Origin of the sequence: Parasediminibacterium schistidii, from assembly GCF_046546515.1 — a bacterium.
In the GTDB taxonomy this organism is placed as follows: domain Bacteria; phylum Bacteroidota; class Bacteroidia; order Chitinophagales; family Chitinophagaceae; genus Parasediminibacterium.
Genome location: NZ_JBKHKJ010000003.1, coordinates 213746 through 227895, shown reverse-complemented (window position 1 = coordinate 227895; position 14150 = coordinate 213746). Strand labels below are relative to the sequence as shown.

Here is a 14150-nt window from a genome sequence, read left to right as displayed (position 1 = left end):
TTTGTTTAACAATCGTTTTAAATAAGAATATAGCAACACAATATTATTTGCCTTTTTTAAAGAATACTTTGCTGAATGATGCAAAAAATGGTTTTGATTGCCAATAAGACTATGGGGTAAGCTAATGAACGATTGGGAACAGAGGATAAATTATGAGTTATGAATGATGAATTTGTAGTGTAAGTGTAATTCATAACTTATAATTCATAACTCATAACTTACTTTTGCACCTAAACGCTTTCAGTTGAATTTGAGTGCTACTGTTTTCCTTATCACGCCGCCTTTCACGCAGTTAAATACGCCATACCCCGCCACGGCCTATTTAAAAGGATTTCTCAATACCAAAAACATAACTGCCTTTCAGGCAGATTTGGGCATAGAGGTAACCCTTGCCTTGTTTAGCAAACAAGGGCTGCAACAAATGTTCAACACAGCAGCAAATAGGGAAGGGGCAGCACCTTTTACAGAAAATACCGCTAGGATATTCGCCCTGCGTGAAGATTATATCAACACCATAGACGAAGTAGTCCATTTCTTGCAAGGCAAAAACCCAACGCTGGCCAACCTTATTTGCAAACGTGATTTACTGCCCGAAGCATCCCGATTTGCCCAATTGGACGACCTTAACTGGGCTTTTGGCAGCATGGGCATACAAGACAAAGCCAAGCACCTAGCCACCATGTATTTGGAAGATTTGTCCGATTTTATTTCTGCCAGTATCGACCCTCATTTTGGCTTTAGCCGCTATGCAGAACGCCTCGGGCGGTCTGCCAATAGTTTCGATGGCTTGTACCAAGCCTTGCAGCAGCCTTATACTTATATTGATGAATTGTTATTGGCCATACTGGCAGAAAGGATGCAGCAGGTTCAACCCAAGCTGGTCGCTATTTCTGTTCCTTTCCCCGGCAATCTTTATACTTCCCTTCGTTGCGGGCAATGGATAAAAACCCATTACCCAAACGTAAAAGTGGCCATGGGCGGCGGCTTTGCCAATACAGAACTTCGCTCACTATCCGATGCCCGTGTATTTGAGTTTTACGACTTTATTACACTTGACGATGGCGAAGCCCCAATAGAAAACCTTATTTACCATATAGAAGGCAAAGCCCCAGTTGAAACCCTTAAACGCTGTTTTACGCTAGTGGATGGAAAAGTTACTTATTTCAACAACCAGCTTTGTACTGATTATAAACAAGGTCAGGTAGGAACGCCAGATTATAGCGATTTTTTGCTGGATAAATACATTTCTGCCATAGAAATAGTAAACCCCATGCACAGCCTTTGGAGCGATGGCCGGTGGAACAAACTCACCATGGCACATGGATGCTACTGGGGCAAATGTACTTTCTGCGATATTTCGCTGGATTATATCCAACGCTACGAACCCATTACTGCCCAAATACTGTGCGACCGCATGGAAACCATCATAGCCCAAACAGGCCAGAACGGTTTCCACTTTGTAGATGAAGCGGCCCCACCCGCCCTCATGCGGGCATTGGCTTTGGAAATACTTAGGCGTAAACTGGTGGTAAGCTGGTGGACAAACGTGCGGTTTGAAAAAAGCTTTACGCTCGATTTATGCCTGCTACTCAAAGCGGCTGGTTGCATAGCAGTTTCTGGCGGACTGGAAGTGGCTTCCGACCGTTTACTCGAATTAATACAAAAAGGCATCACCGTGGCGCAAGTGGCAAGGGTAAACCGCAACTTTACCGAGGCAGGCATCATGGTACATGCCTACCTCATGTACGGGTTCCCCACCCAAACCACGCAGGAAACTATCGACTCGCTGGAAATGGTGCGGCAAATGTTTAAAGCGGGCGTATTGCAGTCTGCCTTCTGGCACCAATTTGCCATGACTGCCCACAGTCCCGTTGGCCTGAACCCCGATATATACGGTGTAAAAAAGGACACAGAAACACTAGGCAGCTTTGCCAACAACGATATAGCATTTACCGATAGCACAGGCACAGACCACGAAACTTTTGGCTTTGGGCTAAAAAAGTCGCTGCTGAATTTCATGCACAACCTTTGCTTGGACGACCCTTTGCAAAACTGGTTCGATTTTAAAGTGCCCAAAACAAAAATTGCCCCTGATTATATTGTCAATGCCCTGCTAGAAGCAGAACCCACCACCTTTAAACCCAATGCCAAAATAGTTTGGCTGGGCAAAGCCCCATTGGTAGAAGAATTTACCAAATCAAAAAAAGGCAACCAGTGGCAGATGGCATCCCTTACTTTCCAAACAAAAAAGGAAACCTTCAACATCAAAACCAGCCTGCCAGAAGGGGAATGGCTAGCAACAATATTGGAAAAATTATCCGTAAGCCATTTAAAAACCACCACTTTGCAAGAAGTAAAAGAAAGTTATGAAGCCGCCGGGCTGGAAGACTTTGAATTATTCTGGGACAATAAGCCCATTAGTGCGATGAATAAGATTGGGTTGCTGCGATTGTAGAAATAGAATGGAATATTGTTATTTAGTTTTAAGTTTTGGTAACCCCATCTTTGCTGGGCGAGATGTTAGGCCAGCGCATCTCGCCTAAATATATAAGAGGGATTTCCCAATTCCAGCTGGGCTTAAACGGCTACTTCCCGAAAATTTTAAACTTTCGGGAAGTAGGGTTTTGGACAACGGTTAGACGTTACTACGCTTTTGCCCAATCTTCATCTAGCCGCTGAAAGCGGGACAGGTGCTGGATAATGAGGAGAAAGGTGGGCTATAAAAGATATAACAACCTGCTTTATGTTTCTTTGAGAAAACTTTATGCTTGGCAGTTTAAATCCCCTTCAATTAACAAAATACCACCCTATTATAATCAAATAGATAACTACACGAAAGTGTTCACGCTGTATTTTTACTTTTCTAATAATGATTGCATAAATAGTCGAAAACAAGTAAACAAGAAAGGATAAAAAAGTATGAAAAAACAATTGTTGGTGGGCATTGTATCCATCGTAGGGTTTATCTCCGTAGCAAAAGCACAAACATCTTCCCAAAATGAAGAAAAGATAAATGCCCTGATTAAAAAAATGATAATAGAAGAAAAAGTAAGGATGATACATGCCAATTCTTCCTTTACATCGGCGGGCGTGCCACGGTTGGGCATACCCGAACTGGTAACTTCCGATGGGCCGCATGGCGTAAGGCTGGAGCATGGCAGGGGATGGGGCGAACTGAAAGATGTAAACGATTCTGGCACTTACCTTCCTGTAGGCGTGGCATTGGCTTCTACATGGAATCCTTCCCTAGGTTTTGAATTTGGCAAAGTACTTGGCAGCGAAGCCAAGTACCGTGGCAAAAATGTAATTCTGGGGCCTGGCATAAACATCATGCGCTCGCCCCTTAACGGCAGGAATTTCGAGTACCAAAGCGAAGACCCTTATTTGGTATCTAAAATGGTGGTGGGCTATATAAAAGGCGTGCAAAGCCAAGGCACTTCTGCCTGCGTGAAACACTTTATGGCCAATAACGAGGAAGTGGACAGGGGTACAGTGGATGTACAAATGAGCGAAAGGGCATTGCGGGAAATTTACCTGCCAGGTTTTAAAGCCGCTGTGATGGAAGGGGATGTAAACACCATCATGGGTGCGTACAATAAGTTCCGTGGGCAGTTTTGCACGCATAACGAATACCTAGTAAATAAGATAATGAAAGGGGAGTGGGGCTTCAAAGGTGTTTTAATGAGCGACTGGGGAGCTGTCCATAATACGATGGAAGCTTTATACAACGGCACCGACCTGGAAATGGGCAGCGATATTGGCACACCACGAATGAGTTTCCCCAATTTCTATTTGGGCGACACGGTAGTGGCATTGGTAAAAAGCGGCAAAATGCCAGAATCTATTGTGGACGAAAAGGTAAGGCGGATATTGAGGGTAATGTTTAAAACAGAAGTGTTCAGCAAAACCTCCCCAGGCGAATATGGCTCGGCAGCACATATTGCCACGGCTAAAAAAGTGGCCGAAGAGTCAATAGTATTGTTGAAAAATGAAGCTCATATTTTGCCATTAAGTTTGGCTACAACTAAATCTATTGCCATCATTGGTGCCAATGCAACCCGTAAAAACTCCATGGGCGGTGGTAGTTCGCAGGTAAAAGCCTTATACGAAATCACGCCATTGGCAGGATTGAAAAGCATAGCCAAAGACATTGTGTTTAATTATGCCGAAGGCTATACCATTGCCCGCAATGCCACACCAACAACAGCCATGATAAATGATGCTGTGGAAGCTGCCAAAAAATCGGATGTGGCAATAGTAGTAGGCGGTTGGGCGCATGGCTACAACTATGCTGTTTGGGATGATAATGCTTTTGATGCAGAAGGCGTGGACAAGCCAGACATGAAAATGCCTTTTGGCCAGGATGAATTGATTAAAGCGGTAGTAAAAGCCAACCCCAATACAATAGTCGTATTGATAGGTGGCGGGCCAATAGATATGACACAATGGGTGGGCAATACAAAAGGCATAATAGAAGCTTGGTACGGTGGCATGGAAGGTGGGACAGCCTTGGCAGAAGTAATTTTTGGTAAAATAAACCCTTCGGGCAAATTGCCTGTTACCTTCCCTAAAGTGCTGGAAGATGTGCCTGCACACAAAATGGGCGATTTCCCCGGCAAAAATGGTGTAGCAGTTTACAGGGAAGGTATTTTTGTAGGCTACCGTTATTATGACACTTACAAAGTAGAGCCGCAATTTGCTTTTGGCCATGGGCTTTCTTATACCGACTTTGCCTACAAAAACCTGAAAGTAGCCAAAGATGCAGCCGGGCTTGTTACGGCCACTTTTACCATTACCAACACCGGCAAAGTATATGGCGGGGAAGTAACGCAGTTGTATGTACATAAAAATAAAACAGCCATTGCCCGTGCGGAAAAAGAACTGAAAGGTTTCCAAAAAGTATTCCTGCAACCTGGGGAAACAAAAACGGTTACCATACAACTAAGAAAAGATGCTTTCCAGTATTACGACGAAGACAAGAACGCATGGGCAACTGAAAAAGGCGACTACACAATAGAAGTAGGCGGTTCTTCAAAGTCGATTGTAGTGAGTGGGGGGGTTAGTTTATAGAAGAGCAAATAAAAATATGGCACACTAGGATTTAAAAGATAAAAATGGGCAAAATCAATATAAGAATTTTTACATTCCTACTTTTAATCAGGTTTGCCTGTTCTATAAAAGCACAATCTAAATTATTAGGAGCTTTAGAATCCCCCATTATTTTTAAAGGTGATAATACTACAGCATTCCGTGACCCTGCCATCTTATTTCACGAAAATGTTTTTTACTTGTTTTTCACGTTAGTAAAAACGGAAAAAGGGTTGATATATTCATATACTGCCTTTAGCACATCTTATGACCTGAAAAATTGGAGTCCCATTAAGATTATTACACCTCGGGATCAGTCATTGGATTTTTGTAGTCCTGGAAATATTATTAGATATAGAAATGAATGGATTTTATGTTTGCAAACATACCCACGACCCAATTACACATCCGAAGACAAACCACGATTTGGAACGAATGATGCAAGGGTATTCATAATGCGAAGCAAAAACCTAATAGAGTGGACTAAGCCAGAAATATTAAAAGTTAAAGGACCAGGCATAAAAGCTGCTGATATGGGAAGGATGATTGATCCATATTTGGTCGAGGATAAAGATGTAAAAGGGAAATGGTGGTGCTTTTTTAAACAAAATGGCGTAAGCATGTCTTACAGTTATAATTTTGAAAATTGGACATTTGTTGGATCTGTACAATCAGGTGAAAATGTATGTGTATTAGTTGAACAGGGTCAATACACTTTAGTGCATTCTCCTGCAAATGGTATAGCTATTAAACGCTCTTCAGATTTAAAAAATTGGGTTAATTGGGGAAGTCTCATTACATTAGGGCAAAATGAATGGGATTGGGCAAAGGGTAGAATTACTGCTGGTGCCGTCCTTAATTTGAAAAAGGATAATCATTTTGGAAAGTATTTAATGTTTTTTCATGGTTCTGGTCCTAAAAGTGAACTGGAGGGAGGGTTTGACAGAAATTCATCGATTGGAATTGCCTGGAGTAATGATCTTTTGAAATGGGAATGGCCAGGTAGTATCAAATATTCACATTAATCCGGCTCAGGCAAACTGCCTGCATTAGGATTTGCCCTCTGGTTTCAATCCATTCTGCCCCATGCGGTATAGTGTTGTACACATGCAAGCAATCCCTTTCGCAAATTAAATGTTACCATTGCGTTCTTTTTAAGAACGATATAAATGGTTGCTGTGGCTTATCTTGAAAAAATGTTGCTTGCTTGCTTAATATTCTTATTCAGCTTGAGTGCTAGCATAGCACAAGGCTACAAAAATCCTGTCATCCCCGGTTTTTACCCAGACCCTAGTATTTGCCGCGTGGGCAACGATTATTACCTTGTAAACAGCAGTTTCGAGTATTTTCCTGGTGTGCCAGTTTGGCACAGTACCGATATGGTGCATTGGCAGCAGATTGGCAATGTGCTGGACAGGGCATCCCAATTGCCTTTGAAAAATTGCAAGCCTTCCAATGGCATTTATGCACCCACCATCCGCTATCACGAGGGAGTATTTTACATGGTGGTTACCTTGGTTACGGGCAATATGGGTTATGGCAATTTTTATGTTACAGCAACCAACCCAGCAGGGCCTTGGAGCGAACCCATCCATGTGGACCAAAGCGGCATTGACCCTTCTTTGTTTTGGGACGAAGATGGCAAGACCTATTTTATATCTAACCGTGGTACAAAATCCAGCGACCCAAGGGCTATTTACCAATCGGAAATTGATAGTAGAACAGGCAAAAGGCTTAGCGACATAAAAGAAATTTGGAAGGGTAGTGGCGGCACCTATGTGGAAAGCCCGCACATGTACAAAAAAGATGGGTACTACTATTTGCAAACGGCCGAAGGTGGCACGGCTTATGGCCACTCCGTAGCTATTGGGAGGAGCAGCAATATCTGGGGGCCTTACGAAAGTTGCCCGCACAACCCCATATTAACCAACCGCATGTCTTACAGCCAATTACAAGGCACCGGCCATGCAGACATGATACAGGCTACCGATGGCAGTTGGTGGATGGTGCACCTTGGTTTCCGCCCTGCGGTAGATGGCATACACTTTATTGGCCGGGAAACTTGCCTAACCCCTGTTGAATGGCCTGACGGCGACTGGCCTACCGTGAATGGGAATGGTCAAAGCGATATAACCATCAAGAAAACGCCGCCCAACTACCAAGCAGCAATACCACAGCCTTTTAATACCACCGTGTTCACTGGTTTCGACAGGCCATTAAGCTATGAGTGGCTACACCTCCGCAACCCAGATTCTGCAAATTATTCATTATCGGAACGCCCAGGATATATACGCCTAAAAGGCGCTGAATACAGTCTCTACGATTGGGAATCGCCAACCTTGATAGCAAGGCGGCAACAACACTTCGATTTTACGGCTTCTACCAAAATAGATTTCAACCCAAAAAAAGCAAATGAAGAAGCAGGCCTGACGATGATGATGGATAACCGCTTCCATTACGATTGCTTTATCAGCACCAAAGGGGGCAAAAGGCAAATTAATCTCCGCTACACATTGGATTCATTGAACCAAACGATGCGCCAAATACCTATTGCCGATGGCGAGGTGGAATTGATGGTACAAGGGGATAAAAAAATATATACCTTCTATTATAAGCAGGACAAAGGAGCAGCAGTTGAGATTGGCAAAATAAACACAAGGTTCTTAGGTACAGAAGTTTCAGGGGGCTACAATGGCGTAATCATAGGGCTGTATGCCGCTGGCAATGGGCAAAAATCTACCGCCAATGCAGATTTTGATTGGTTTAAATACGAGCCATTGGTGAAATAGAAATAGCCACAAAGGCACAAAAGCACAAAGAAGCACGAAGGAGGAAAATTGAGATTAATAAAACCGTCCATTTTAAATCTTCGCTTAGTTCTTCGCTTTCCCTTCCTCGGAGGGGGTTAGGGGGTGGGTTTAGCAATTTAAGAGTAAGGCAATTAGAGAAGTTTTGAAATGCACCTTACATTAGTAGCCACGGGTGCAACCCGTGGTAAAAAAATGAACAATGAAAAAAAAGTATTTATATAATATAGCCTTAGCTTTTGCCTGTCTACTTTCCATTGGGCATATAAACGCCCAATCAACCAAGGCAGATGCAGAGGTATTAAAACGCCTTGACAACTACAATGTTTTCTGGAACACCCCCAGTGGAAATAGCAAAGGCTCTATGCCTATAGGCAATGGAGATATTGGCTTGAATGTTTGGGTTGAAAAAACGGGTGACTTACTTTTTTACATTGGAAAGTCAGATAGTTGGTCTGAGAACCCTAGCACCACGGAAGGGTTATTGAAAATTGGTAGGATGCGCCTGCACATCAATGGAAACCCTTTGAAGGAAGGGGCATTTTCTTCACAGGTATTAGACCTAAGAACAGGTACTATCACCATAAAAGGCAATAACAATTTAACCCTAAAGGTTTGGGTAGATGCCAACCACCCAGTTATCCATGTAGATGCGGCAAGCCTTCAGCCGGATGAATATACACTTTCTTTTGAATCGTTACGTACGCCCGCTATACAGGCTGCTAAAGACTCGTTGCTAAGAAGCAAACTGCACATCGATGATATAATTGCCAACCAGCCCAACAAAATTGCATGGGTTTACCAAAACCAAAATAAAAAAACACCTCAATTGACCAACCTAAAATTTGGTGCCATAGCCCAAGGAGATGGCTTGGTTACAAAGGATGAAACCACATTGGTCTCTTCATCCCCACAGAAAAAAAGCAACATCAGCATTACAGTTGCTACCAACAACGAGCCTACCATCAATGGGTGGCAGCAAATTGCACTATCTAAAATGAGGGACGCAACCTTGTTTACCGCCGACTATGAAGCACACAAACGTTGGTGGAATGCATTCTGGAACCGTAGCTGGGTGTTTTTAGATGGCGACAAGGATGCAGAAACCATCACTAGGGCGTATATTTTGCAACGGTTCGTATCTGCATGTGCTGGGAGAGGCAATTATGCTATCAAATACAATGGTTCTATTTTTACAATGGATGATACATTGCTGCTTGCTGACAAGAATAAAATGAAACACCCTGTTGCCGTGAATGGCGATTTCAGGAGCTGGGGCGGCAGTTATTGGATGCAGAACACACGGCACATGTACTGGCCTATGCTGGCCGCTGGCGATTTTGACTTGTTACAGCCATTTTTCAATATGTACCTCAACATGGTGCCTGGAAATAAGGAAGCAGTAAAAAATATGTATGGAGTAAATGGGGTTTGTTTTGCCGAGACCTCCCCATTTTATGGGCTGGTAGCCGAAGCAAAAGACGATTCAAAGCCTGGGTATGTGCAGCATTATTATACACAATCCCTGGAACTGCTGGCAATGATGCTGGACTATTACAATTACAGTGGCGATGTTGATTTTGCCAAAACAAAATTATTGCCCCTAGCAGATGATGCCCTCCGCTTTTTTACGGAACGGTTTAAAAAGGATGCCACAGGCAAGCTGGTTTTTTATCCCGACAATGCCATGGAAACCTACTGGAAAGCTAAAAACCCCGCCACCGATATTGCAGGGTTTACCTATATCATTAAAACATTGCTTGCCCTTCCAGACAACCTTGTAAGCACGCAGCGGCGGAGTACTTGGCAGCAATACCTAGCCATTGCCCCCGATTTGCCAATGGGTACTAAAAATGGCAAGCCCGTAATTGCAGTGGCCGAGCAAACAGATTCCATACGCCACAACACCGAAAACCCCGAATTGTACACCATTTTCCCTTTCCGGGTGTATGGGCTTAACAAGCCAGATTTGCAGCTGGCCAAGAATACATTTAATGAGCGCATGATAAAAACCGTTGGCTGCTGGCACCACGATATTTTGTCTGCCGCCTTACTAGGCGAAACCGAAGCAGCTAAAAATGAACTGATTAAAATTTGCAGCCTCAAAAATGCAAAAGACAAGAAAGACAACGATTTCCGGTTCCCGGCATTCTGGGGGCCAGGGCATGATTATTCGCCAGACGAAGACCATGGCGGGGTATTGCAAAACGCCTTGCAATTGATGCTGTTGCAATGCGTGGGTAACGATGTGCTACTGTTGCCCGCTTTCCCCAAGCAATGGAATGTAAATTTCAAGCTGCATACAGAAGGCCAATCAACCGTAAGGGTTGAATGGAAGGATGGAAAAATGGTGAGTTCAGCTATTGAAACCGCTAGTGGAAAGAAATTGAAAATGGTAAATGAATAATTAAGCCAGGAGATATTCGGTGAAGATAATTTAATAGATGTTGAACAAAAGCACCTGAATTTACATCCGACAAACTTGCGATTAATTTTCGAACGCTCCCTAAATGCGGAGCGAAGTTATAGCGCAGCTATAACGAAGGATGAACGAAGGATGAACGAAGGCGGGGTAAATGACTTGCGAATAACTCGAGAATGTCTAGCGAACAACTTGCGAAGGCTGAACGAAGAATAAAGCAAGGATGAATAAAGTTTAAGCGGAAAATAAGAAGCGCTATATTATTCTTAATACAATGCAATAGTAGATATAACTGGATGGCAATGAGTGAAAAAACTATGTATTCTCTTTTTACTTTCTAAAATCTATGTGTCCTATTGTGCCTATATGGTAAATGAAAAAAAATGAAAAAAAATGAAAAAAAAGAAAATGAAAGATTGTTTTGCCATACTGCTGATGCTCTTGGCCAATGGCGTATCCTACAGCCAAACAAAAACCGTAATACTCGATTATTTCTTCAACCACGAGTTTAAGAAGAACAGCAAAGGCGAAATGGAGCGTTTCCATTATACTTGGGAAGACACCGCCCAAAGTGGCTACAGCAAACTCGGGGCTGTTTTTGTACAGAATGGTTTTGCACTGAAAAGTCTGGAAGCTGCGCCAACCAAAAAGAATTTAAAGGGTACATCTGTTTACCTGATGGTGGACCCAGACACGGAGAAAGAAACGGCAACCCCCAATTTTATACAACATGAACATATTAAAGCCATTGCCAAATGGGTGAAGAAAGGCGGTGTGCTAGTAGTAATGGCCAACGATACCCTGAACGTGGAATTTGAACACCTGAACCACCTCACCGAAACCTTCGGCATCCACCTGAATGGCGATAGCAAGAGCAAGGTGTACAACGATAAATATGAAATGGCGGCTTTTCTCATCCCCCAAGGCGATCCCATTTTTACCACTGCAAAAAAAGTGTATTTAAAAGAGGTGAGCTCATTAAACTTATCCAAGACAGCCAAGCCTATACTGGTACACCAAACAGAAAAATACATTGTAGGGGCGGCTGCCAAAGTAGGCAAGGGTATGGTTGTAGTAATTGGCGACCCTTGGTTTTATAACGAATACCTCAACGGAAGACTAGGCTATAAAAATGGTTGGGACAACAATAAAGCCGCTGATGATTTTACAAAATGGCTGTTTAAAGAAAGTAAATAAAAACAATATTAAAATGATAAAATCAGTTTTGATTACAGGGATTGTTGCAATAGGATGCGCAAGCACAGCCTTTGCCCAAACAACTTCCCCTTTTGCTGACAAGCCTGCGAATTCATATTCCAATTATAACGATATTAATGGCAAGTCTGGCGTGATACTATGGGGTTCATTGAAACCAAATGATTTCGGCTCTAGGAATGTACCGTTAGACCAAACAAACGTCCGCAAGTTGCGGCAAGTGCCTGCACCTGGCATCCACCCCCGTATTTATTTTGGGCCAGACGATTTGCCCGACATCAGGAAGAACCTGAAAGAAACAAAGTGTGGGCAAGAAGCATGGAAAAATATCCTTTGCTGGACGGAGATGATGAAAGGCAAATACAACGACAAAGCCCCATATGCACAACCCGATGTACAGAAAGGCGATTTTGGTGGGCTGCATGGCAAAGTGCCTTTGTTTAGGATGGGGGTGCCAAGGGTAAAAGGGGAGGAGTACAACCACAGCTCGCTCGCCTTGGAATATTACAACAAATTAGCCGATGGTTCGGCTACCAGTTTCCCTGCCTTTTACTGGAATGTTTTTTCGCTGGAGGCTTTCCGTTGCTTGATAGATGACGACAAGGAAGCTGCGAAAAAACTAGCTAAAGCTGTGGTTACAGCTTTAAAAATCGATGTTGCCAAAAGGGATTCGCTAAGGGTGGCAAAGAATATTACCAAGCCCATTGAACAACCTGTGGGTGCATTTCAACTGGCATTTACCTACGACTTTATTTTTAATTGGTTAACGCCCGAGCAAAAGCAAACGATGCACGATGAGCTGGCTTTAACCACTTGGTCGCATGATAATTACGGCACTTTCAATACTGCCGAAGGCTCCCGTAGCAACTGGGCCACTTTCTCCTATTGGTTATTTGAAGTGCTGGCCATTGAAGGGGAACCTGGGTTTAACGACCTGAAAGTAAAGGGTATGTACCGTGGCTGGCGCAATTTGATGAACTATGGCTGGTACAAATCTGGAGCTACATATGAAGGCGAAGCCAAAAACCAGTTGGGAATGGATGGCATCATCACTTTTGCAAAGCGGCTGAAAATGTATGGTTTCGAGGATATTTCTGGCCACCCTTACTTACAGGCTTATGCTAACCAATTTTTACCGCATAGTATCATACCAACGCAGGATGGCTTTGTGAAATACGATTTGCTGGGGGGCAGCAGGGCAAAGGGGGGCGGCTTTACCATATGCGATTTGCTGGGGCTAAAATATATGTTCCCTGACGATAAAAAGATAGACTGGGTGTACCGTACTGCCATGCGTGAAGATTACAGCAATGTACCTGACAGGCCAGACGGCTATTACAATGGCTTGTTGTTTTTTGCCATTTTTGCCACTGACTTCGATGCCGACAATAGCAACCCCGCCAAGCTAGGCTTTGGCAATACCTTTTTTTGTGGCGAGCGTGCCTTGATGATGACAAGAAGCAGTTGGGAAACCAAGGACGCCTTGATGCTGAACATGCACACTCGCCAAGCTAACGGAGGTCACCCATCTGCTGACCGCAATGCCATTATGCTGGCAGGTGCAGGCAGGGTTTGGTCGCCTGTCCAGGGTGGGCATTCGTTTGATAATTTCAAGCAAAGCGTTGTGGTGATAGACAAGCAGCCACAGACAGAATATGGCCCGGCAACCATTGTAGATTTTAAAGACGAACCATTTTTCACTTTTGCAGTGGGCGATGCCAAATATACGTGGGACTGGAACTGGAAAGAGCAGGAACGCAAAAAAGGCTATTATACTGCCCAAGATGTAAGGGATAACAAAGTGGAACTACCAAAAGGCTGGGAACTGGAAACCCATTCCACCAACTATTTCAGCTATACCAAGTTACCTTATGCTTATTTGGACAGGCCAAGGAGCGAATCACCACACTGGATATTGCCCGATGGAGCCGTGAGGCCGGTTATAAAGCAAGTAAACTATCCCGTGAAAAAAGCATTCAGAACTGCTGGCATTATCCGTTCTGCAAAGCCTTATGCCTTGGTAGTGGATGATATTGCAAAGGATGAAACTGCCCATCATTACGACTGGATATTGACCCTTGAACATGATATACAGATAGTAAGCGTAAACAAATTGAACAACAAGGAAATGGACATACTGCTTACGGGCAACGACCCTGAGCAGTTGGCGGGTTTTGGCAAAGACACCATGCAAGGAATCATGGAAAAAGGTGCTAAAATACCCGAAAAGCTGCCCATGCTGCTGGTTAGGGTTTTAAATGCAGACAATGCTGGCCAGCCAGTGATTGAGGAATGGCGCAGTAACACGCCTAAAAGTGTAAATAGCCCTGTTAGAAAACTGGTGATACATGCAGATGCTGTTTCGCCAGCTTACAAGGTATTATTGTACCCTTACAGGAATGGCGATGAATTGCCCAAAACTTCGTGGGATAAAAGCCATACTAAGCTCACTGTTAAATGGGCTAATGGCGAAACCCAGATTATTGGCTTTGCTGAAAATGAAAGTGGCAGGACGGTGTTGGATATTAGTAGCAAGAAATAAGCCTTATTAAAAATTAATAAGGAAATTGAAAAATATAAAAGAAAACCCAAAAAAATCCATGTTTTTTACTCGCACA

The 14150-nt window shown here is 43.4% G+C and carries 7 protein-coding genes; all 7 read left to right on the top strand.

Translation table 11 applies throughout. The features are described 5' to 3' along the window. The first annotated feature begins 250 nt into the window (after positions 1-250). Positions 251-2455 carry a B12-binding domain-containing radical SAM protein gene (locus ACHFIY_RS02955; RefSeq protein WP_410844562.1) on the top strand — a complete coding sequence of 735 codons (2205 nt, stop codon included), beginning with the start codon at positions 251-253 and terminating at the stop codon, positions 2453-2455. 464 nt (positions 2456-2919) lie between these two features. Continuing rightward, the gene (locus ACHFIY_RS02950; RefSeq protein ID WP_410844561.1) at positions 2920-5070 is read left to right on the top strand and encodes a glycoside hydrolase family 3 C-terminal domain-containing protein; all 2151 of its coding nucleotides are present in this window, start codon (positions 2920-2922) and stop codon (positions 5068-5070) included. A gap of 44 nt (positions 5071-5114) precedes the next feature. Further along, the gene (locus ACHFIY_RS02945) at positions 5115-6113 is read left to right on the top strand and encodes a hypothetical protein (RefSeq protein WP_410844560.1); all 999 of its coding nucleotides are present in this window, start codon (positions 5115-5117) and stop codon (positions 6111-6113) included. Positions 6114-6317: 204 nt separating this feature from the next. Then, the gene (locus ACHFIY_RS02940) at positions 6318-7877 is read left to right on the top strand and encodes a glycoside hydrolase family 43 protein (protein WP_410844559.1); all 1560 of its coding nucleotides are present in this window, start codon (positions 6318-6320) and stop codon (positions 7875-7877) included. 220 nt (positions 7878-8097) lie between these two features. Then, complete coding sequence (locus ACHFIY_RS02935; protein ID WP_410844558.1) at positions 8098-10302, top strand: DUF5703 domain-containing protein; 2205 nt, start codon at positions 8098-8100, stop codon at positions 10300-10302. A gap of 408 nt (positions 10303-10710) precedes the next feature. Beyond that, positions 10711-11514, top strand: coding sequence for a DUF4350 domain-containing protein (locus tag ACHFIY_RS02930; RefSeq protein WP_410844557.1), 804 nt, complete (start codon positions 10711-10713; stop codon positions 11512-11514). 13 nt (positions 11515-11527) lie between these two features. Next, complete coding sequence (locus ACHFIY_RS02925) at positions 11528-14074, top strand: hypothetical protein (protein WP_410844556.1); 2547 nt, start codon at positions 11528-11530, stop codon at positions 14072-14074. Positions 14075-14150: the final 76 nt, after the last annotated feature.